Source organism: Halotalea alkalilenta (assembly GCF_001648175.1).
GTDB lineage: Bacteria > Pseudomonadota > Gammaproteobacteria > Pseudomonadales > Halomonadaceae > Halotalea > Halotalea alkalilenta_A.
On record NZ_CP015243.1, the window covers coordinates 412030 to 433814 of the forward strand.

A 21785-nucleotide genomic window follows, 5' to 3' on the forward strand; every position below is an offset into this window, starting at 1 on the left:
CCGGTCGTGGTCGGCGGACCACACGGCTCTTTGAATGGCCCAAGATACATGCCGTTCACATTTCCTACTGAAGAATGGCCCGCTGCTTAAAAAATTCCTAACAACTCTAAAAATCCCCTAAATCCGCTCGAGCAGTATTCGCTCTCACAGGTGCGTCGTGTTGATGCGCCACGAGATCGGAACGTTCAATGCCGGATCGCAAGCCAAGCTCGGGCACGGCGCTCCCCCACGACTATCCCCAGTGCGCTCCGCGCCGGCAGCCGGGGAGTGCGCCTCGCGGCTACCGCCAGGACCTGGGCACTGCTGCGCCGCAGTTGCTGCACCGGCGGACAGGCCTGCCTGGTGCCAGTCCGCTGCTGCGCGTTGGGGCATGTGGCATAGCGGTATTGCTGCTGGCCGTGCTGGCGGGTTGTGCAACCCAGGCGCCGTACCAGTCGAAGCGCCTGGAGGCGCCCGAGGCCTGGACCCTGCCCGCCGCGGAAACGACGCAGGCCACAGTCGGTGATGAGGCCTGGTGGCGCCAGCTCAACGATCCCGCGATCGATGCCTTGGTGGACGCCGCCCTCGCCGACAGCCCCAGCATCGCTCAAGCCATCGCCAGGGTCGACGAGGCCCGCGCCTTGCTCGGCGCCACCTCGGCGCAGCGCATGCCCACCGTGGACATCGACGGCAACACCACCCGAGCCCGCAGCCTGAACACCGACAGCCCGAGCGGCGGCACGACCCTGAGCACGCAGAGCAGCCTCGGGCTGGGGCTGTCCTGGGAGATCGACCTGTTCGGCCGGGTACGCAACTCGGTCGAAGCCGGCATGCAGCGGCTCCAGGCGCGCGACGCCGATGCCAGGGCTGCGCGGCTGGCGCTGACCTCGCAGATTGGCGACCTGGTGCTGGCGTCGCGCGCCTGCGAGCTGTCCACCGCCGTGCTGCGCGAGGAAATCGGCTCGCGCGAAAAGACCCTCAGGCTGACCCGCAGGCGGCTGGACACTGGCTTCGTCGCCCCCATCGAAGAAGCGCGGGCGCAAAGCGGCCTGGCCACTGCGCGCACGACGCTGGCCACGCGCGAGGAAGCCTGCGCACGCAACATCAACGCACTGGTGGCGGCCAGCGGCCAGCCGCGCGGCGCCGTACAAGCCATGGTCGCCATGGACACTCGGGCGCCCAGCGTGGCCGAGCGGGTGAGCGCCATCGCGCCCGCGCCCGTGGTCCAGCTGGCCCTGCCGGCCAGCGTCCTTGCGGCCCACCCGGCGGTGGTCGCGGCCGAACGCGAAGCCGCGGCGGCCTGGTCGGAGATCGCGGTCGCGCGCGCCGAGCGCCTGCCCCGGCTCGATCTGGCCGCTGCGCTGAGCGGACAGTGGCTGCGGGCCGCCGGTCAATCCCTGGGCGAGACCGTCTGGTCCCTCGGGCCGACGCTTGGTGGCCCACTCTTCGACGGTGGCCGGGGCGCGGCCAATGTCGACGCGGCCCAGGCCCGCTACCGCGCCGCCGACGAAAACCTGCGGCTGGTGGTGCGTTCGGCCGCGCAGGACGTCGAGAACGCCATGGCCGCCATCGCGTCGGCCAACGAGCGCCGGCGCAGCACGCTGGACGCCGTCACCGCCGCACAGCGCGTGCTGGACGCAACGCAGGCGCGCTGGAACGTCGGTGCCGAAAGCTTGTTCGAGGTCGAAGACGCACGTCGACAGCTCGCCAACGCCCAGGACAGCGCCATCGCCGCGGCTCACGACAGCAGCCGGGCCTGGATCGCGCTGGTGCGCGCCTCGGGCCACGCCACCGCGGCCACCACGGGTGGTGCGCTGTCATGACCACCTCCATGCCCTCCCCGAAGCACAGGGCCCCGGCATCGTCCGCGCGGCGCCGGATCGGCCTGGTCGCGCTGGCGAGCATCGCCCTGCTGGCACTCGCTGCCACCGCCTGGGGCTACATGTCGCGCGACGTCGCGCCGGCCCCGGCGCACAGCCTGGTCTCGCTGTCGGTGACGGCCACTGCTGCGCGCGCAGTGCAATGGCCCAGGACGCTGGACGCCAGCGGTGCGGTCGTCCCCTGGCAGGAGGCCGTCATCGGCGCGCAGACCTCCGGGCTGAGCATTACCCGGCTCGATGTCGCGGTGGGTGATGTGGTGCGTCGCGGCCAGCTCCTGGCCCGCTTCGACACGGCCACGTTGCGCGCCGAGGAAGCGCAACTGGTGGCGGCACTCAGCCAGGCGCAAGGCGTGGCGGCACAGGCCGAGGCCAACCGCACCCGCGCCCTGCAGCTCAAGGGCAGCGGCGCCATCAGCGAGCAGGAGGTACAGCGCTACGTCACCGAGGCCATCACCGCCAGGGCCCAGGTCGCCGCCGCCCGGGCCCAGTTGGAGGCCAAGCACCTGCAACTGCGCCAGGCCGACGTGCTTGCGCCTGACGACGGCGTGATCAGTTCGCTGAGCGCCACGCTGGGCGCGGTCGCCAGCAACGGCCAGGAGCTGTTCCGGCTGGTGCGTCAGGGCCGGCTCGAATGGCGCGGCGAGTTCACCGCCGCCCAGATCGCCAGCATCAGCATCGGCCAGGCCGTGACCCTGCAATTGCCCGATGGCCAACGTGCGCAGGCCCGTGTGCGCCAGATCGCGCCGCTGCTGGACATGCGCTCGCGGCTGGGAGTGGTTTACGCGGACATCGAGCCCGGCAGCCTGGCGCGCGGCGGCATGTACGTCGATGGCCGCATCTCGCTCGCCCCCAGCCCCGCGCTGGTGGTCCCGGCAGCGAGCGTGGTGGTGCGCGACGGGCGCAGCATCGTCTTGCGCCTGGAAAGCGCGGGCGAGGAATCCAGGGTCCAGGCCCAGCCCGTGACCGTGGGCCGGCGCCAGGGCAGCGAAGTCGAGATCCTGGACGCGCTCGCCACGGGTGAGCGCATCGTTGCCCAGGGTGCCGGTCTGTTGGCCGATGGCGACACCGTGCGGATCGCCCCCGCTGCGGGTGACGCACCAGCCTCCCCTGCGATGGAGGGGCCGCGATGAATTTCGCCACCTGGTCACTGCGCAACCCGATTCCGGCCGTGCTGCTCTTCGCGCTGCTGACGCTGGCGGGCCTGTATGGCTTCCGGCAGTTGCCGATACAGGCCCTGCCGGACATGGAGCTGCCCTCGGTCACGGTGACGCTGTCCCAGCCCGGCGCCGCACCGGCCCAGCTCGAAACGGAGGTTGCCCGCAAGGTCGAGGACTCGCTGGCCCTCGTCTCCGGCCTGCGCCATACCCGCACCACGATCACCGATGGCCAGGTGCAGATCCAGGCCGAGTTCGCCCTGGAGAAATCGCTGTCCGACGCGCTGATTGAGACCAAGGACGCCGTCGACCGCGTGCGCTCGGACCTGCCGACGGACCTGCTGCAGCCCGCCGTCAGCGCCCAGACGGTCAGCAGCCGCCCGATCCTGACCTACTCGATCAGCTCCCAGGACATGGACGAGGTCGCGCTGTCCTGGTTCGTCGACGACACCCTGAGCAAGAAGCTGGTCGATGTGCCGGGCGTGGGGCGGGTGCAACGCCTGGGCGGCGTGCAGCGCGAGATCCGCGTGGAGGTCGACCCGGTGCGGATGAACGCACTGGGGGTGACCGCGGCGGACGTATCGCGCGCGCTGCGCCGTACCCAGCAGGACTCCTCGGGCGGACGCGGCCAACTGGGCGGCGAAGAGCAGTCGCTGCGCACGGTGGCCACCGTGCGGCAGGCCGACGAACTGCGGGCCATGCCGGTCATCCTGGCCACGGGAGGCAAGGTGCGGCTGGACCAGGTCGCCAGCGTGCACGACACCGCCGCCGAGCGCACCCAGGCGGCCCTGCTGGATGGCAAGCCCGTCATCGGCTTCACCATCCAGCGCACCAAGGGCTTTGACGAGACCCGCATCGCCGCGGGCGTCACCCAGGCGCTCCAGGAGCTCCAGGCGCAGCACAGGTCCCTGCAGGTCACCCCGATATCGGGCAGCGTGGCCTACACGCTCGAACAGTTCGACGGCTCAATGGCCATGCTCTACGAGGGCGCGATCCTCGCGGTTCTGGTGGTCTGGCTGTTCCTGCGCGATTGGCGTGCGACGCTGGTGGCCGCCTCGGCGCTGCCACTGTCGATCCTGCCGGCCTTCGCCGCGATGTGGTGGCTGGGCTATTCGCTCAATACCCTGACACTGCTCGCGCTGGCGGTGATCGTCGGCATTCTGGTCGACGACGCGATCGTCGAGATCGAGAACATCGAACGCCACCGGCGCCTGGGCAAGTCGACCATGCAGGCCACGGCCGATGCGGTCAACGAGATCGCACTGGCGGTGATCGCCACCACGGCCACCCTGGTGGTGGTGTTCGTGCCGACCACCCTCATGGGCGGCGTGGCAGGGCTGTTCTTCAAGCAGTTCGGCTGGACCGCGGTCATCGCCGTGCTCGCCTCGCTGATGGTGGCGCGGCTGATCACGCCCGTCATGGCGGCCAAGCTGCTCAAGCCCGGAACGCACACCGCCAGCGAGCGGGATGGTCCGCTGATGCGGCGCTACCTGCGGCTGGCGAGCTGGTGCCTGCACCACCGCGGCAAGACCATGGCCGCGGCCGCCGCCTTTTTCATCGGCTCGATGGCATTGCTGCCGTTGCTGCCCACCGGGCTGGTGCCACCCTCCGACCGGGGCTTCTCCACCGTCACGCTGGAGTTGGCGCCGGGCAGCACGCTCAACGACAGCGTGGCCATCGCGGAGCGCGTGCGCGAGGCGCTGCGCGAAGTGCCGGGAATTCAAAACATCTTCACCACGGTCGGCGCGGCCGAAAGCGGCGGCGACGCGCAGGTCGCCGAGGTGCGCAAGGGCGAGATCACCCTGGTGCTGTCCGAGCGCAAGCAGCGCGCCGGCCAGTCCGAGATCGAGCAGGCCGTGCGCGGGGCGCTGGAGAACGTCCCCGGCGCGCGTTTTACCGTCGGTGGCGGTTCGGGCGAACAACTGCAGATGATCCTCACCAGCGACAACCCCGCTGCGCTCAGGACCACGGTGGATGCCTTCACCCGGGAGTTGCGTGCCGCCGGCCTGTCCGGCGTGCGCAGCACCGCCAGCCTGGAGCGCCCCGAGATCGTCGTGCGTCCCGACCTCAATCGGGCGGCGGAGCACGGCGTGAGCAGCGCCGCCATCGGCGAGCTGATGCGCACGGCCACCAGCGGCGATTTCGACGCCCAGCTCGCCAAGCTGAACCTGGACAACCGCCAGATCGGCATCCGGGTGCGTGTCCCCGACGCCGTGCGCCAGGACATGGCGGCGCTCGCCAGCCTGCGCGTGGCCTCGCGCGACGGCCTGGTGCCCTTGTCCAGCGTGGCCACCTTCGCCGTGGAGAGCGGGCCGGCGCAGATCGACCGCTACGATCGCCAACGCTACGTCAGCGTAACCGCCGACCTGGGCAGCCGCTCCCTGGGTGAGGCATTGGCCATCGCCCATGGCTTGCCCTCCGTGCAGAACCTGGCGCCAGGCGTCTCGCTGATCCAGACGGGCGATGCCGAGGTCGCGGCCGAGCTGTCATCCGGCCTGACGCTCGCCATCGTCACCGGCATCCTCTGCATGTTCTGTGTGCTGGTCCTGCTGTTCAAGGACTTCTTCCAGCCCATCACCATCCTCTCGGCGATCCCGCTGTCGCTGGGCGGCGCCTTTATCGCGCTGCTGCTGATGGGCAGCCAGCTGGATGTGCCGTCGATGATCGGCCTGGTGATGCTGATGGGCATCGTCACCAAGAACTCGATCCTGCTGGTCGAGTACGCGGTGCTGGCGCGCCAGGAGCGCGGCCTGTCGGTCATCGATGCGCTGCTCGATGCCTGCCACAAGCGCGCCCGCCCGATCGTGATGACCACCGTCGCCATGATCGCCGGCATGTTGCCGATCGCCCTGGGGCTGGGCGCGGACGCCAGCTTCCGCCAGCCCATGGCGATCGCGGTGATCGGCGGCCTGCTCACGTCGACCCTGCTGAGCCTGGTGATCGTGCCGGCGGTGTTCAGCTACGTCCACGACTTCGAGGCCTGGCTCGCGCGGCGCTTCAAGACACCCCGCGCTGCGGACGATCCGGCAGACGGACCCGCGCCTCCCGACGCCTCCGTTCCCCGAGGAGGGCATCGATGAATTCGCCCCGTGCGCGCATGACCGTGAACCGGGGGCCGCCCGTTCCATGCCTGCGGCCAGGCCGCGAAGAGCAACGAGATTTTCCCCAATGCACCACAGAAAGGATCCACCCATGTCTCGACAAGCATTCTCCCGTCGCCCGCTGGCACCGTCCAGGCCGAGCCTCATCGCTGCCGTGGCGCTCTGCACCGCATGGGCCCCGGCCGCCCTCGCGCAGGAAAGCCAGACCAAGGACGGCAGCCAGTGGACCCTGGGCATCGGCGCCGTCGTACTCGACAAGCCCTACCGCGACTTCGACCGCGAAGTGCTCCCCCTTCCATTGCTCTCCTACGAAAGCGAGTGGATCAGCGCCTCCGTCCCCACGTTCGACGTCAAGCTGCACTCCACCGACTCCCTTTCGTTCCGCCTGCGCGCCCGCTGGTCCGGCGATGGCTACGAAGCCAAGGATGCTCCGGTCCTCAGCGGCATGGACGAGCGCGAGTCCAGCCTGTGGGCCGGCGGCGCGGTGACCTGGAAAACCGATTTCGCGAACCTCAGCGGTGAAGTGCTGGCCGATACCATGGGCAACAGCAAGGGCACGCGCGCCAAGCTGCAGATCGACCGTCGATTCGCTACCGGCAAGTTCGGCTTCACCCCACGCCTGGCCGCGGAGTGGGTCGACGACGAGTACGTCGACTACTACTACGGCGTTCGGCGCTCCGAAGCCCGGGCCGGCCGGGCCTTCTATGAGGGCAAGGCCACTACGAACATGCAGTTCGGCCTGCGCATGGACTACTCGCCGTCGCGCCACCACTCGCTGTTCGTCGACCTCGGCGCCACCCGATTCGGCGGCTCCGTCAAGGACAGCCCGCTAGTGGACAAGAGTACCGGCACTTCGCTGGCGCTCGGCTACGTCTATCGCTTCTGACACGCTCATCGGCCCCATCGCCATAGGTACTTGCTACCTATGGCGCCGGAGATCTCGGAATGAAAGCCATCCAAACCCTTGTGCTGGCCGCGATCGTGCTAGGTACCAGTGCCTGCACCAGCAGTGCCGTGAAGCAGCCGGCGCCGACCAGCGCCAATCCGCCCAAGACGGTCATACAAACGGAGCAGGACGCCAATGCCCTGAATGCCACGCCGGCGGTGCAAGATCCCTGGGAAGGGTTCAACCGCAAGATGCACAGCTTCAACAATGTGCTCGACCGCTTCGTACTACGGCCGGTGGCCGTCGGCTACGACACGATCACGCCAGACCCGGTACAATCAGGTGTGTCGCGCTTCTTCGGCAACCTGCGCCTGCCTGCCACCGCCGTCAACCAGGCGTTGCAGGGTCGGCCCGGCCAGGCTGGAGCGTCGCTTGGGCGATTCGTCGTCAACTCCACGGCCGGCATCGCGGGGGTGTTCGATCCGGCCGAACACATTGGCATGCCCAAGCGCGATGACGAGGACTTCGGCCAGACGCTGGCGACCTGGGGCTGGCGGGACTCGCGCTACCTGGTGATGCCGCTGCTTGGTCCTCGCACCGTACGCGACACCGTTTCCATTGCCGTCGACTCACCGATGTCGCCCATCAGCCAAATCGACAAATCCGGCGTCGCCGACAAACTGACGATCATGCAAATGGTCGATGGCCGCGCCCAGATGCTGCCGATGGATCAAGTCCGCAAGGACGCGCTCGACGACTACGTCTTCGTGCGCGATACCTGGGCGCAGCGACGCAAAGGCCAGATCGAACAGGACCTGCGTAGCAATCGTGACTGATCCACTCGCAGAGCCACTTGCATTGCCGGCTTGGGGTATCGGATGAAGCTGCGTCGAACCCAGGCGGCAGCCTCTTCGACGCAAGACATGATGGAGCGGGTCTTTCAGCAGGTCTTTCAGCGGGATCAGAGCGGGCTTGCAGCGCTCGCCTGCGTACGTGCGGTACTGGAGTCATCATGAAACAAATAAAGATCGGCGCCTGAGGCGCCGATCGATGTGGCAAGGTAATCTCGGTCAGAAACCGACGCTGACGCCGAGAACCGGTCCGCTGTCGAGGGTCTGGTTGCCGCGGCCTTCGAAGTCCGTGCGGAAGTAACGGTAACCGCCGTAGACGTAAGTCTGAGAGAGCAAGTTGACCCGCGCCTGGGCGCCGTACTCGTAGCTCTTGTCGACGTCGCCGTGGCTGAGCCCCGAGGGCGTATAGAAGCCGTAGCCACCGACCGAGGTGAGCGGGATCGGGGTGTCGACGAAGGCCGAGCCGCCGATACCGAGGCCGCCGCCGTTGCCGTAGTGGGTATCCTGGTACTGATAGCGTCCGCCGACCGCGAGATCCACACCAGGCAGATAGGGCGAGAACATCAGCGAACCGGAGTAGGCCTTGGCATTGCTGCCGCTATCGTCGGTGCTGAGGTAGCCGACCCCGGCACGCAGGCCGGGTGCGATGGACTGGCTGGCCTCGAGGCCGAAGGAATCCCTGCCGCCATTGGCAGAGACGCTGAAGGCGAGCGCCTGATGGCTGGCGAGCAAAAGCCCGCCGGAGGCGAAGACGATGCCGAGTTGCTTGATCATGAACGTACTCCACATGGCAATTGCGCGACGAGCAGATGTCTGTCGTCACGAATGGTGGCATAATGAGCGCGCTTATCAAACAGTGTTTCTTAAAAAAACATTAAAGTCGTGACCTGCATGCAGGGGCGCAGCGGCGGGGCTCTCAGTCTACCCGGACGCCATAGCGCTCGCGGTAAGCGCGGATGACTCCAGCATATCGTTCGAGACCGCTTTCCGAGGTTTTGGTCTCGAGATATTCGAGGATGCCGTCGAGCGTCACGATCGGAATCACCGGAATGCCGAATTCGGCTTCGACCTCCTGGATCGCACTGCGTCCATGTTCGTCGTCGCTGCCGCGTTCCTGGCGGTCCAGGGCGACGACCACCCCAGCGGGCGTCGCGCCCTGGGTCTCGATCAGCGACATGGATTCGCGAATCGCGGTTCCAGCAGTGATCACGTCGTCTATGATCAACACACGCCCTTCGAGTTCGGCACCAACGATGCTGCCGCCCTCGCCGTGGTCCTTCGCCTCTTTACGATTGAACGCGTAGGCCACATCACGGTCGAAGCGATCGGCAAGCGCCACGCAGGTGGTAGCGGCTAGGGGTATGCCTTTGTAGGCGGGTCCGAAAAGGACATCGAAGTGCAGCCCCGAACGCTCGATTGCCTCAGCGTAGCAGCGACCCAGCGTCGCCAGGGCTCGCCCACCGCGAAAGCGGCCGGCATTGAAGAAGTACGGGCTCACTCGTCCCGATTTCAGCGTGAACTCGCCAAAGGAAAGGACATTTTCGGCGATGGCGAACTCGATGAATTCGCGCTGGTAATCGTGCATCTACGTGCCCCGCTAGGCGACCGAATCATTCTCTCGGCGCTTTTTGACCAAAAAGTACAAACCTCGGGTATCATACACGCGCGGAAATTAAGGGACCACGTATGAAGATTGCCAGCATCAACGTCAACGGTATTAAGAGCGCCGTGGATCGAGGCTTTCTCGACTGGCTGAGCGAGCAGGACGCCGATGTCGTCTGCGTGCAGAACCTCCAGGTCAAGAGCTTCGAACTCAGCGAAGAGATTCTCTATCCCGAAGGGTACGAGGGCTATTTCCTCGATGCCGAGCAGGACGGTTTCTCAGGCGTCGGGCTCTATTGCCGGCAAATTCCCAAGGCGATCATGTATGGTCTCGGCTTCGAGCAGTGCGACCACGAAGGCCGCTTCCTGCAGGCTGACTATGACAAGTTCAGCGTCGCCTCTTTCCTGATGCCCGAGGAGCCGGAAGCCAAGCTCAAGTTCATCGCTCAGTATAGCGACTACCTCAACAAACTGCGCCGCAAGCGCCGCGAGTACATCATTTGCGGCACGTGGCACATCGCGCACAAGACCATCGACGTGCGCCATTGGGCCGAGCACCAGACCACGCCGGGCTTTCGCGCCGAGGAGCGTGCGTTCATGGACCAGGTGTTCGGTCCGATGGGCTTCATCGACACCTTCCGCGAGATCGACCGTGATTCGGATCAGTACACCTACTGGCCGAAGCTCGACCAGGAAGTGCCGCGCAATCGCCAGGACGGCTGGCGGCTCGACTACCAGATCGTGGGCCCGAACCTGCAGCGCTCGGTGAAGGACGCCTGGATCGACACCGAGGCCACGTTCTCCGAGTACGCGCCGCTGTTCGTCGAGTACGACCTCGAACCCTAGGGCGTATCGACGCTCATTCGCGCAATGCGTTGCTGGCTTCTCCGCTCGACGGTACCCGGTCCCCGATGCCCCGCCTCCCACTGGAGGCGGGGCATTCGCGTTTCAGCGCTCGAGCCGCTCATGAATGCGGCTGGCGAAGCGTGCGGCGAAGCCCTCGACCTGGGCCCAGTCGGTGTATTCGAACTCCTTGCTGGCGTCGGTCTCCCCACCGGTCATCCGCATGATCAGCTGGATCATCAGCCGGTCGACCAACCGATAGCGCGGATAGCGCAGCGCGCCCGCCACCACCTCGCAGAGCTCGGGCCGCCAAGGACTCGCGGCGAGGAACTTGCGGGTGTAGGCGTTGGTCTCGGGCGTGCGTTTTTGTGCCTTTCGCGCGGTCAGGTTGACCGCGACGAAGGCGCTGGGGCGCGCGTTGAGCGCCTCCCGGTGGCGCTCGGCGTAGCGCGCCAGGCGGGGGTCGAATTTACCGTAGCGGATCGAAGCACCGATCAGCACCGCACAATAATCATCGGGCGCCGGTACCTCCTCGGCGTGCAGGTCACGCAGCTCGCACTCGAGCCCCGCTTCGACCAGCTGGTCGCGGATGGTCGAGACGATCAGCCGGGTCTGGCCATCACGCGAGCTGTAAAGCGCCAGCGTGCGGGTCGCATCGGTCGGGTTCATACGGACGATTCCATCTCGAAACGGCGCCGCGAACATCAAAGCGCCGATCATGGGTTAGACAGCGCTCAGATCAGCCCCAGCGCCTCGCGCTGGTGAGCGAACAGCTGCTGTCCGGCACGCTCGGCGAGATCGAGCATCGCATCGAGCTCGACGCGCGAGAAGGCGGCCTTCTCGGCGGTGCCCTGTACCTCGATCAGGCCGCCCTCGCCGGTCATCACCACGTTGAGGTCGGTGTCGGCGCTGGAGTCTTCGATGTAGTCGAGATCGACCACCGGCGTACCCCGGTAGACGCCCACCGAGATCGAGGCGACCAGCTGGCGGAAGGGATCGGTCTTGATCTTCTTCTTGCGCTGGAGGTAATGAATGGCGTCGATCAGCGCCACACAGCCGCCGGTGATCGCCGCGGTGCGGGTGCCGCCGTCGGCCTGGATCACGTCGCAGTCGACAGTGATGGTGTATTCACCGAGCTTCTTCAGATCGACCGCGGCACGCAACGAGCGTCCGATCAGCCGCTGGATCTCGAGCGTACGCCCGCCCTGTTTGCCTCGCGCGGCTTCACGCGCGCCGCGAGTATGGGTGGCGCGCGGCAGCATGCCGTACTCGGCAGTGACCCAGCCCTGGCCCTTGCCGCGTAGCCAGCGCGGCACGCCCTCCTCGATGCTCGCATTGCAGAGCACCTTGGTGTCACCGAACTCGATCAGCACCGAGCCTTCGGCATGCTTGGTGTATTCACGGGTCAGGCGGATCTCGCGGGGGGCGTCGGCTTGTCTTCCACTCGGGCGCATATCGACTCTTCATTGGGTGACGGAGCGGTCGCGTCAGCGACCGTTGGCCGACCATTCTAACCCGCCACCGCGTCGCACGCCGATCGTATAGACTCGGCAATCCCAGCCAAGACCCAAAGATCCAAGGAGATCGAACGGATGCGCAGCATGACCGGCTTTTCGCGCGAGCAGACCAACGCCGACTGGGGCAGCCTTGCAATCGAGCTGCGCTCGGTGAACCAGCGCTATCTCGATTTGCACTTCCATCTCGCCGAACCGCTGCGCCAACTCGAGCCTGCGTTTCGCGAACGGCTGCGCGACAGGCTGCAGCGCGGCAAGGTGGAAATCACCCTGCGCTATCGCCCCGACACAGGCGAGCAGCCGCTCGTCCTCGACGACGAGCGGCTGGAGCGCATCGCCGCGGCACTCGCCGAGATCCGTGCACGGCTGCCCGAGGCCGCCGCGCCCACCGCGCTCGATCTGCTCGGCTGGCCCGGCGTCACCCGCGATGCAGCACCCAGCCTGGCTCCGGTCGAGCAGGCGGCGCTCGCGCTGTTCGAGCGTGCCCTCAGCGCCCTCGAGGAGGCCCGCTCGCGCGAAGGCACGCGGCTCGGCGCATCGATCGAGGCGCGTCTGGTCGGCATCGAGGCCCAGGTGCGGGAGGTACGCACGCTGATGCCCGTGATCCTCGCTCGCCAGCGCGAACTGCTCGAGCGCCGCGCCCAGGAGCTCGAGATCGAGCTCGATGAGCAGCGCCTCGGCGCCGAACTGGCAGCCCTGGTGCAAAAAGCGGATGTCGAGGAAGAACTCGACCGGCTCGACAGCCACGTGGCAGAAGTGCGCCATCAGCTCACCGCCGATGGCCCGATCGGCCGCCGCCTCGACTTCCTGATGCAGGAGCTCAACCGCGAAGCCAACACGCTATCGTCGAAGTCGGTGGTCAAGGAAACCACGCTCTGTGCGGTGGAGCTCAAGGTGCTGATCGAGCAGATGCGCGAGCAGGTGCAGAACCTGGAGTGAGCGACGCTCGACATACGCCTCCAATCGAGCACCGATGCCGCCGGCGCGAGATCCCGGGCACCTAGCGATCGCCGTCGCACGGCGATCGCTGGGCCAGCGGCTTCGCTGTGGCCCCGGCCGGTGCCTCCCGCATCATTGGCCGGGTACGGCCGCCCAGGGTCACCAGCAGGACGCCGGTGACGATCACCAGCATCGCCACCAGTTCCAAACCGCTGATCCGCTCGCCGGCGAAGCCGATGCCCAGAGCCACCGCGACCAGCGGATTGACGTAGGCATAGCTGGTCGCCGCTGCCGGTCGAACGTTGGCGAGCAGGTAGACGTAGGCGCTGAATGCGACCAGCGAGCCGAACACCACCAGGTAGCCGAGCGCCAGCCATCCGGCCAGGCCGGGCATGGCGGTGACCCGCTCACCACTCGCCAGCCCCACCGCCAGCAGCGCCGCACCACCGCATAGCATCTCGGCCGCGCTCGCCATCATGCCCTGCGGCAGCGAAAGCCGTTTGCTCAGCACCGAACCGAATGCCCAGGCCGCCGCGGCCACCAGCAGCAGCGCCGAGCCCTGGGGATTGTCAGCAAGATTGGCCCCCAGGTTGAGCAGCGCCATGCCGATGATGCCAAAGCCGATCCCCAGCCACTCCCCAAGCCGTGCGCGCAGGCCGAAGCCCGCGGCGAACAGCAGGGCGAAGAGCGGTACCGTCGCGACCGACAGCGCGGCAACCCCGGATGCCACACCGCGATGCTCGGCGATGCATACCCCACCGTTGCCGATCCCGAGCAGCAGCAGGCCGATCACCGCGGCGCCGCGCCATTCACGGGCGCTGGGCGCCGGATGCCCGCGCAGCCTCAACCAGGCGTAGAGCAAGGCACCGGCGATTAGAAAGCGCACCCCAGCGAACAGCAGCGGCGGCCAGTGGGAAACGCCGACGCCGATGAACAGATAGGTCGAGCCCCAGATCAAGTAGAGGGCCAGGAAAGCGCCCGCCAGCAGCAGCGGGCTGCCGCTGGCTTCACCGGCGCTCGCGGAGGAATCGTTCATTGGGAGTCTCGACAGTGATCGACAAGAGCCTCAGCATAGGCTTGGTCAGCGGCTCGCTTAATCGCCGTTCGAAGGAAATACCGCCCCGCGGCTTTCGATTCATCGGTATACCCAGCGGTTCAGCACCGATTTAACGCGTGACCTTCATTTTCTTTTTTTGCCTGCCTGCGAAGACCGAATGGACCGCTACGACCGTCGACTGCTCAAGACCCTGCAAGCCAACGCGCGCACCTCCTACGCCGAGCTCGGCCGTATCGTCGGACTCTCAGCGCCCGCGGTGGCGGAGCGCGTCGCCCGCCTCGAGGAGCGTGGCGTGATCAAGGGCTACCGGGCCGAGATCGACCCCGCCCGCATCGGCGCGCCGATCGAGTGCGTGATCCTGCTCACCCTGCCCCATCGCGACAACGAGCGGATCATCGCCCAGCTCGCAAAATGGCCGGAAATCACCCGCTGCCGGCGCATCACCGGCGAGGCCTGTACGCTGGTCGAAGCCCGGCTGGCCGACGCTGGCGAACTCGAAGCGCTGATCGACCGGCTAGGTCGATATGGTGAAACCCGGACCTCCGTGGTGCTCTCGACGCCGATCGACCGGGAACTGGACCTGGATCACCTCGCCCCCGACGAACGACCGTGATGAAGATGAGCGACTATTTGCTCATTTAATTTCTGTTTCGCTAAAAATGAGCATTGTTTTGCTCATTCAACTGCCCTAGCCTAGGTTTTAGAGCAAATATTTGCCCAACCGGGGATCAACGCATGGCGCTCACCATCCAAGCCCATCACCACGGTAGGTGGCATGACGCCGCGCAGCTCATGGTTGATGATCCATCACGCGGTCGAGCCGGGCCGGCAAGGCTCGAGTATGACCCGCTCTACGCTTGTGACTGGCTGGGCCATGACGACCTGCCCGCATGCAGCCTGCGTCTGCCCGTGGAGCTGATTTTGGTGCATCGTTCGCCGCACTGGTTCGGCTTCCTCGATGACATCATGCCAAGCGGCGCCGGACGCAGGTTCTGGATCGCCTACCTCGGCCTGACCAACCTGGAGCCTCACCAGCAGGACTATGAGCTGCTCAGCCGCGGGACCATCGCCCCGGTAGGCAATCTGCGCATCGCACAAGCCGTTCCCGAACAGGCCTCGACCCAGCGCTTCGGACTCAACGAGGTGGTCGAGCGCGATACCGACTTTCTCGAATACGCCCAGATGCACGGTGCTGCCAGCGGGGGTGCCACCGGCGCGGGAGGCGAAGCGCCAAAGCTTTTGCTGCGGCGCGACGACCACGAGCGCATATGGATCGATGCACGCCAGGATGACGACATCTGTCTCGATCGCCACTACTTGGTCAAGTTCCCCCGCGGCGCTCGCGGCACCATCGATGCCGACATCCTGCGTACCGAGTACCACTACTACCAGGAGCTGAACTCGCTCGGCATCGAAACCATCGCGACCGAGGGGATGGAGCTGCGGGAGGGAACGCGCTACCCCTCGCTATGGCTGCCACGCTTCGACGTCGGCGAACGCGAAGGGCGATTGGAGCGCTACGGGTTGGAGTCGATCTACTCGCTGCTCGATAGGGGGCCGGGGGAGTATCTCAACCAGTTCACGGTGATCCGCACGCTGGCCCGGCTCCTTGCCCAGCGTGAGCACGACCAGGGCTTCGACCAAGCCGGATTCACCATCGAATGGGTGAAGCGAGACTTGCTGAACATCGCCTTCGGCAACGCCGACAACCATGGCCGCAACAGTGCGCTGATCAAGCGTCCCGAGGGCGTCACCCTGGCACCGGTCTACGACTTCGCCCCCATGCGCGCCGATCCCGAAGGCATCGTCCGAACGACCACCTGGGGACAACCGTTCGAGAGTGGCGGGCGCTTCGACTGGCACGCCATCGCCGCCGAGCTCGTCGACCTGGTCGAACCGGAGCGCCTGCTGGACGCACTGGGGCGCCTTGCGCGACAGCTGGTCGGCCTGCGCGATCGCCTGGAGACGCGAGGGGTGCCATCTTCGATCCTCGACATGCCGAACGTTGGCCTGGGCAATCTCGACCAGCGGATCAACACCTGGAGGTTGCCGTGAGCGAGATCGAACCGAGTCCGCGCGAGGCGCTGCTGCTCGAACTGGTCAGGCAGCTGCTGGCGGGCGACATCAGCCAAGGGGCGCTGCTTCAAAGGCTACGCAAGGAAGCCCTGGGGCTGAGCCAGGAGCAGTACGCCAAGCTGGTAGGCGTCAGCCGCCGTACGCTTTCAGCGATCGAGAACGGCAGCGCCCAGCCCACCCAGACCGTGCTCGATGCGGTATTCCGCCCGCTCGGACTGCGCAGCGCGCTGCTGCCGCGCAGTCCCGAACTGCTCTCGCTGCTGCTCGCCTCGAGCGCGCCCGAGGTTTAGCTCGGTCCCTTGTGCACCCACATCGCGCCCCCATATCGATCGATTCCTTGGCATGAAGCCTTCGCGCGATGCCCCAGGGCTGCGCTCCACCATGAAAGACGAGGACCCCGATGCGACTCTACGTCTATGACCACTGCCCGTTTTGCATCAAGGCGCGGATGGTGTTCGGGCTCAAGGACGTGCCCTTCGAGCTGATCACCCTGCTCAACGACGACATCGAGACACCGACGCGAATGATCGGCAAGAAGATGCTGCCGATTCTCGAAAAGGACGATGGCAGCTATCTGGGCGAAAGCATGGATATCGTCCGCTACATCGACGACAACTTCGGCGGCGCGCCGGTGCTGGCTGGCCCGACCAACCCCGAGATCCAGCGCTGGTGCAGCGCGGCCGGCCCGACCCTGATGCGGCTCAGCATGCCGCGCTGGGTACGCGCGCCGCTGGGCGATTTCGCCACCCCCGAGGCAGTGGCCTTCTTCACCCGCAACAAGGAGGCGATGATCGGCCCGTTCGATGAACAGCTCGCCAACTCGAGCGCCCTGATCCAGGAGATGCAGCGCTGGCTCAACGAGCTCGAGCCGCTGATCCTCTCGTCGCAGGCGGTCAATGGGATACTCTCTGCCGATGATTTCGAGCTCTTCCCCACGCTGCGGATGCTCTCGATCGTGCGCGGCATCGAGTACCCGGCGAAGGTAGAGGCGTATCGCCAGGCGATGGCCCAGCTCACCGAAGTACCGCTGCACGACGATATCGCCGTCTCGGCATAACGAACGGACGGCTGCCTGCGCAGGGGGCATTTCAGGGCAGACGCGCTGGCGATCGGGGATGGGATATGTGCGATAATATCCGCTGGTCAAACTCGGGTTTTCGTTTCATGTCCATTGATACCGCTTCGTCCAGTGCGCCGACCGAGCGTGGCACGCTGTTCATCGTTTCCGCGCCCTCCGGCGCGGGCAAGACCAGCCTGGTGGCTGCGTTGCTGGAGCGTCTCGAAGGAATCGGCGTATCGGTCTCGCACACCACCCGAGCGATGCGCCCCGGCGAGCGTGATGGGATCAACTACCACTTCGTCGATCAGCCACGCTTCGAGGCGATGATCGAGGCCGGCGATTTCTTCGAGTACGCGCGGGTCTTCGATCGCCTCTACGGGACCTCGAAACTGGAGGTCGAGAGCCGGCTCGCACGCGGCGAGGACGTGATCCTGGAGATCGACTGGCAGGGCGCGCGCCAGGTACGACAGCAGCTGCCCGATGCACTGTCGATCTTCATCCTGCCGCCCACGCTCGCCAGTCTCGAGCAGCGTCTCGGCAACCGCGGCCAGGATTCCGCCGAGACCATCGCGCGACGGATGAAAGAAGCGGTCAGTGAGATGTCCCACTATGACGAGTATGATTTCCTGGTGTTCAACGACGTGTTCGAGCATGCGCTGACCGAGCTCGAAAGCGTGATCCGCGCCGAACGCGCACGAACGAGCAGGGTTCATCGGCGCAGCGGCGCGCTTCTCGATGCGCTCTTGTCACCGGTCGATGCACTCGAGTAGACTCGCCCTCTTTTGAATCGCCCGTGGGATCGCCTAAAGTGGAAGGCAAGTGCGGCCAGCCGCCGCGCGCTGCCCGTGGCTTCGATCCCACGTTTTTCCGTAAAACGCTCACAGCAGGTGATATGCCATGGCGCGAGTGACCGTCGAAGATTGTCTCGAGAACGTCGAAAACCGCTTCCAACTGGTGATGATCGCCAGCCGGCGCGCCCGCCAGCTCGCTCGCGGATCGCGCACCCCGGAGCTACCTTGGGAAAACGACAAGCCCACCGTAATGGCGCTGCGCGAGATCGCCGCTGGCCAGGTCACGGTTGCCGTACTCGACGAGCCGATCGAGGCTCCGCCGCCCCGTATCCGACCAGAGCCGCAGCCCGAGTTCGACCTCTAAAGGCCCCATGCGCGCTCCGGGGCCTCTCGCCTCGGGCGTGCATCGTGCCACGCTCCCCCGCGCGCCATGTTCACCATCGATGATCTCGCCGATAGACTGGAAGGCTATCTCTCAGAAGAAGAGATCCGCCAGGTAAAGCGTGCCTTCTACTATGCCGAGCAGGCCCACGACGGCCAGCGCCGGCGCTCGGGCGAGCCTTACGTCACCCATCCCCTCGCAGTCGCCAACATCCTCGCCAACATGCACATGGACCATCAGAGCCTGATGGCCGCGATGCTGCACGACGTGATCGAGGACACCGGGGTGACCCGCGAGGCGCTGGAGGAGCAGTTCGGCGAGGAGGTCGGCAATCTGGTCGACGGAGTATCGAAGCTCGCCAAGATCGCCTACGAAGACAAGGCGGTCGCCCAGGCCGACAACCTGCAGAAGATGGTGCTGGCGATGTCCCGCGATATCCGGGTGATCATCGTCAAGCTCGCCGACCGGCTGCACAACATGCGCACCCTCGGCTCGCTGCGTCCGGATAAGAAACGCCGGATCGCCCGCGAAACGCTCGATATCTATGCCCGCATCGCCGACCGCCTCGGGATCAACACCATCCGCGTCGAGCTCGAGGACCTCTCCTTCCAGGCGATTCACCCGATGCGCGCCGAACGCATCCGCCGCGCGGTGGTGCGCGCCCGGGGCAACCGCCGCTCGCTGGTGCGCCAGGTGCAAAGTACGCTCCAGCAGTGCCTCGACGACGAACAGCTGCCGGGCACGGTGGTCGGCCGCCAGAAGCACCTGCTGTCGATCTATCGCAAGATGCGTGACCAGCACAAATCCTTCACCGACCTGATGGATGTGTTCGGCTTCCGTATCATCACCGACAGCGTCGATGCCTGCTATCGCATCCTCGGCGCGGTGCACAACCTCTACAAGCCGGTGCCGGGGCGGTTCAAGGACTACATCGCCATCCCCAAGGCCAACGGCTACCAGAGCCTGCATACCACGTTGTTCGGGATCAACGGCTATCCAATCGAGGTGCAGATCCGCACCCGCGACATGGAGGCGATGGCCAACAATGGGATCGCCGCGCACTGGCTCTACAAGGCCGGCCAGACCGCCCAGCCCATCGCCTCGGGCAGCCACGCCCGGGCCCGCGAATGGGTGCGGGGCCTGCTCGAGATGCAGCGCCACGCAGGCAACTCGCTGGAGTTCATCGAACACGTCAAGAACGACCTGTTCCCCGATGACATCTACGTGTTCACCCCCAAGGGCGAGATCATGGAGCTGCCGCGCGGCGCCACCGCGGTGGACTTCGCCTACATGGTCCACACCGACGTCGGCAACGCCTGTATCGCCTGCCGGGTGAACCGCCACCTCGCCTCGCTGTCGATGCCGCTCGCCAGTGGCCAGACCGTCGAGATCATCACCGCGCCCGGGGCCAAGCCGAACCAGAACTGGCTCGGTTTCGTGGTCACCGCCAAGGCGCGCTCGGCGATCCGCCACTTCCTCAAGCACCAGCAGCGCAGCGACTCGATCCTGCTCGGCCGGCGGCTGCTCAACAAATCGCTGGCCGCCTTCGATTTGAGCATCGACCAGCTGCCGCCGGGGATCATGGAGGCACTGCTCCACGAGGAGAACCTCGAGGACGCCGACGAGCTCTACCACACCATCGGCCTCGGCGGCCGGGTCACCTACAGCATCGCCCGCCGTCTGGCCCAGGCCGAAATCGGCGGCGACCTGGCACCGCTGCCGGAGATGCAGCCGCTGGCGATCGAGGTCGGTGACCACAACAGCGCGATCACCTTCGCACGCTGCTGCTACCCGCTGCCGGGGGACGACGTGGTCGGCCATCTGTCGAGCGGCAAGGGCGTCGTGATCCATCGACGCGAGTGCGGCAACCTGGTCGGACTGCTCGCCGATCCGGAGAAGAGCGTCGAGGTCGACTGGCCAGGCGGGCTCGACCAGGAGCTGCCCTCGGCACTGCGCCTTGAGATCGAAACCCGCCGGGGCCTGGTCGCCGAGCTGGCGGCGCTGGTCGACGACGCCGACGCCAACATCGAGCGGATCGATACCGAGGAGCACGACGCTCGCCTGACGGTGATCCATATCGTGCTGATGGTACGCGACCGCGTGCACCTGGCGCGGATCATCAAGCGCATGCGCAACCTGACCCACATCGAGCGCGTCACCCGGGTGATCCAGCGCTGAGCGCTTAAGGAGCGCTCTCAAGGGCTACTGCGCGCCGCCGCATTGTGATGAAATCGACCTTTCGACGCCTCATTTTCCAGGGCGTTTTCTTGTTTCCGCCGCTGCAATTCCAGGAGAGACCATGAGTAACCGCGCTGCGATCCAATCCGACAACGCTCCCGCCGCCATCGGCCCCTATTCCCAGGCGGTCAAGGCCGGCAACACCGTCTATCTCTCGGGCCAGATCCCGCTCGACCCCAAGACCATGGAGCTGGTCGGTGGCGAGATCGAGGTCCAGGCGCGCCAGGTATTCACCAACCTCGCCGAAGTGTGCAAGGCCGCCGGCGGCTCGCTGGGTGAGATCGTCAAGCTGAACCTCTACCTAACCGACCTCGACAACTTCGGCAAGGTCAACCAGATCATGGAAGAGTTCTTCACCCAGCCCTTCCCCGCCCGCGCAGCGGTCGGCGTCAAGGCGCTGCCCAAGGGCAGCCAGTTCGAGGCGGAAGCGGTGATGGTGATCGGCGACTGACCGCGTCGCCATCGCAGCGGGCGCTACCCAGCCTTCAGCGGAGTCCGGGCATCGCTGAAGGCCGGCGCGGAGAGCATCGAGGACTTGCCCGCCGCGCGCTGATCGATCAGCGCACGGTGGCGCCCAAGCCAGCTTCCTTGATCACCTGCTCATAACCGTCACGAAAGCTAGGGTAGGTGAAGCGATAGCCGAGTTCGACCAGCCGCGCGTTGGAACAGCGCTTGCTCGCCCGCCGGCGCAGCGGCGACTGGATCACGCTGCTCGGCTCGACCTTGAGCCGCTTGGCCAGCCAGCCCATCACTTCGCTGATCGGAGTGGGCTCGCAGTCGCTACCGAGATAGACATCATCGAGCGGCTGTCCGCTCAGCGCCCGTGCGATCAGCCAATCGAGCACGCCGACGCAGTCGTCGCGGTGGATGCGGTTGGAGTACATCACCGGCGCCGAGGGCGCCACTCGGCCCTCGAGCACCTGTTGGATCAGCCGCTCGCGACCAGGCCCGTAAATGCCGGAGAAACGCACCACGCTGCCCGGCAAGGGGCTCTCGATCAGCCGGCGTTCGGCCTCGACCATCAATTGACCGGAGAAGCCGCTGGGTTCGGTAGGGCTTCGCTCGTCGACGGTCTCACCCTGCTGCTGCGCGTAGACCGAGGTGGAGGAGACGAACAGCACTCGCTTCGGCTTGTGCTCGCGGTTCTCGAAAACCTTCAATACCGCGTCGAGACCGTCTCGATAAGCGCTGCGATAGGCACTCTCTTCGAATCTATCAGCACTGATAGCGTATACTAGGATATCCGCATCGGGCAGCGACTCGAGCGGCTCGTTTGCACCGACATCCAGCGCCAGAGGTTCGATGCCGGCGGGCAGCATGGCCACGTTGCGACGTGCACCGATCACCCGATGCCCCGCGTCGAGCAGGCGCTTTCCCAGCGCACCGCCGACGTCACCACAGCCAAGAATCAGAATCGTACTGTTCACCTTTA

General features: G+C 66.1%; 21 protein-coding genes. 15 read left to right on the top strand and 6 right to left on the bottom strand.

What is annotated here, in order from left to right:
- The first annotated feature begins 386 nt into the window (after window positions 1-386).
- The 5 genes from A5892_RS01860 (at window position 387) to A5892_RS01880 (ending at window position 7836) form a co-directional block, all read left to right on the top strand.
- Complete coding sequence (locus tag A5892_RS01860) at window positions 387-1802, top strand: efflux transporter outer membrane subunit (protein WP_223302769.1); 1416 nt, start codon at window positions 387-389, stop codon at window positions 1800-1802.
- A complete protein-coding gene (locus A5892_RS01865; protein WP_064121344.1) occupies window positions 1799-2989 on the top strand; it encodes an efflux RND transporter periplasmic adaptor subunit in 1191 nt (396 codons plus the stop codon). The genes A5892_RS01860 and A5892_RS01865 overlap by 4 nt, the downstream gene beginning before the upstream one ends.
- Entirely contained in the window at window positions 2986-6093 is a 3108-nt protein-coding gene (locus A5892_RS01870; RefSeq protein ID WP_064121345.1) for an efflux RND transporter permease subunit, read from the top strand. The genes A5892_RS01865 and A5892_RS01870 overlap by 4 nt, the downstream gene beginning before the upstream one ends.
- Before the next feature lie 112 nt (window positions 6094-6205).
- Entirely contained in the window at window positions 6206-7000 is a 795-nt protein-coding gene (locus A5892_RS01875; RefSeq protein WP_064121346.1) for a MipA/OmpV family protein, read from the top strand.
- 59 nt (window positions 7001-7059) lie between these two features.
- Complete coding sequence (locus tag A5892_RS01880; protein WP_064121347.1) at window positions 7060-7836, top strand: MlaA family lipoprotein; 777 nt, start codon at window positions 7060-7062, stop codon at window positions 7834-7836.
- 234 nt (window positions 7837-8070) lie between these two features.
- Here the strand turns inward: A5892_RS01880 and A5892_RS01885 are convergent, their stop codons facing one another.
- The gene (locus tag A5892_RS01885; RefSeq protein WP_064121348.1) at window positions 8071-8625 is read right to left on the bottom strand and encodes a YfaZ family outer membrane protein; all 555 of its coding nucleotides are present in this window, start codon (window positions 8623-8625) and stop codon (window positions 8071-8073) included.
- A gap of 142 nt (window positions 8626-8767) precedes the next feature.
- Complete coding sequence (pyrE, locus tag A5892_RS01890) at window positions 8768-9436, bottom strand: orotate phosphoribosyltransferase (RefSeq protein WP_064121349.1); 669 nt, start codon at window positions 9434-9436, stop codon at window positions 8768-8770.
- Window positions 9437-9537: 101 nt separating this feature from the next.
- Here pyrE and A5892_RS01895 point away from each other — a divergent pair, with 101 nt between their 5' ends.
- Window positions 9538-10299, top strand: a complete 762-nt coding sequence (locus A5892_RS01895; protein ID WP_027350975.1) for an exodeoxyribonuclease III — start codon at window positions 9538-9540, stop codon at window positions 10297-10299.
- A gap of 102 nt (window positions 10300-10401) precedes the next feature.
- Here the strand turns inward: A5892_RS01895 and hemG are convergent, their stop codons facing one another.
- Together hemG and rph are read right to left on the bottom strand one after the other, a co-directional pair.
- The gene (gene hemG, locus A5892_RS01900) at window positions 10402-10965 is read right to left on the bottom strand and encodes a menaquinone-dependent protoporphyrinogen IX dehydrogenase (protein WP_064121350.1); all 564 of its coding nucleotides are present in this window, start codon (window positions 10963-10965) and stop codon (window positions 10402-10404) included.
- 65 nt (window positions 10966-11030) lie between these two features.
- A complete protein-coding gene (gene rph, locus A5892_RS01905; RefSeq protein ID WP_064121351.1) occupies window positions 11031-11750 on the bottom strand; it encodes a ribonuclease PH in 720 nt (239 codons plus the stop codon).
- Window positions 11751-11888: 138 nt separating this feature from the next.
- Between rph and A5892_RS01910 the strand changes: the two genes are divergently transcribed.
- On the top strand, window positions 11889-12749 hold the full coding sequence (locus A5892_RS01910; RefSeq protein WP_064121352.1) for a YicC/YloC family endoribonuclease: 861 nt from the start codon (window positions 11889-11891) through the stop codon (window positions 12747-12749).
- 61 nt (window positions 12750-12810) lie between these two features.
- Here A5892_RS01910 and yedA read toward each other — a convergent pair whose 3' ends face one another.
- Window positions 12811-13785, bottom strand: coding sequence for a drug/metabolite exporter YedA (yedA, locus tag A5892_RS01915; RefSeq protein ID WP_064121353.1), 975 nt, complete (start codon window positions 13783-13785; stop codon window positions 12811-12813).
- Between the two features lie 178 nt (window positions 13786-13963).
- On the opposite strand from yedA, the gene A5892_RS01920 reads away from it, so the two are divergent.
- The 8 genes from A5892_RS01920 (at window position 13964) to A5892_RS01955 (ending at window position 20804) form a co-directional block, all read left to right on the top strand.
- Complete coding sequence (locus A5892_RS01920) at window positions 13964-14419, top strand: Lrp/AsnC family transcriptional regulator (RefSeq protein ID WP_064121354.1); 456 nt, start codon at window positions 13964-13966, stop codon at window positions 14417-14419.
- A gap of 122 nt (window positions 14420-14541) precedes the next feature.
- On the top strand, window positions 14542-15861 hold the full coding sequence (locus tag A5892_RS20625; protein WP_064121355.1) for a type II toxin-antitoxin system HipA family toxin: 1320 nt from the start codon (window positions 14542-14544) through the stop codon (window positions 15859-15861).
- The gene (locus tag A5892_RS20630; RefSeq protein WP_064121356.1) at window positions 15858-16172 is read left to right on the top strand and encodes a helix-turn-helix transcriptional regulator; all 315 of its coding nucleotides are present in this window, start codon (window positions 15858-15860) and stop codon (window positions 16170-16172) included. Before A5892_RS20625 ends, A5892_RS20630 begins: the two co-directional genes overlap by 4 nt.
- 110 nt (window positions 16173-16282) lie before the next feature.
- A complete protein-coding gene (grxB, locus tag A5892_RS01935) occupies window positions 16283-16939 on the top strand; it encodes a glutaredoxin 2 (RefSeq protein WP_064121357.1) in 657 nt (218 codons plus the stop codon).
- 107 nt (window positions 16940-17046) lie between these two features.
- A complete protein-coding gene (gmk, locus tag A5892_RS01940; protein WP_064121358.1) occupies window positions 17047-17712 on the top strand; it encodes a guanylate kinase in 666 nt (221 codons plus the stop codon).
- 127 nt (window positions 17713-17839) lie between these two features.
- Complete coding sequence (gene rpoZ / locus A5892_RS01945) at window positions 17840-18097, top strand: DNA-directed RNA polymerase subunit omega (protein WP_027350966.1); 258 nt, start codon at window positions 17840-17842, stop codon at window positions 18095-18097.
- A gap of 66 nt (window positions 18098-18163) precedes the next feature.
- The gene (locus A5892_RS01950; RefSeq protein WP_064121359.1) at window positions 18164-20293 is read left to right on the top strand and encodes a RelA/SpoT family protein; all 2130 of its coding nucleotides are present in this window, start codon (window positions 18164-18166) and stop codon (window positions 20291-20293) included.
- Window positions 20294-20414: 121 nt separating this feature from the next.
- Window positions 20415-20804, top strand: a complete 390-nt coding sequence (locus A5892_RS01955) for a RidA family protein (protein ID WP_027350964.1) — start codon at window positions 20415-20417, stop codon at window positions 20802-20804.
- Between the two features lie 106 nt (window positions 20805-20910).
- Here A5892_RS01955 and A5892_RS01960 read toward each other — a convergent pair whose 3' ends face one another.
- Window positions 20911-21780, bottom strand: coding sequence for an SDR family oxidoreductase (locus A5892_RS01960; RefSeq protein WP_064121360.1), 870 nt, complete (start codon window positions 21778-21780; stop codon window positions 20911-20913).
- Window positions 21781-21785 lie beyond the last annotated feature (5 nt).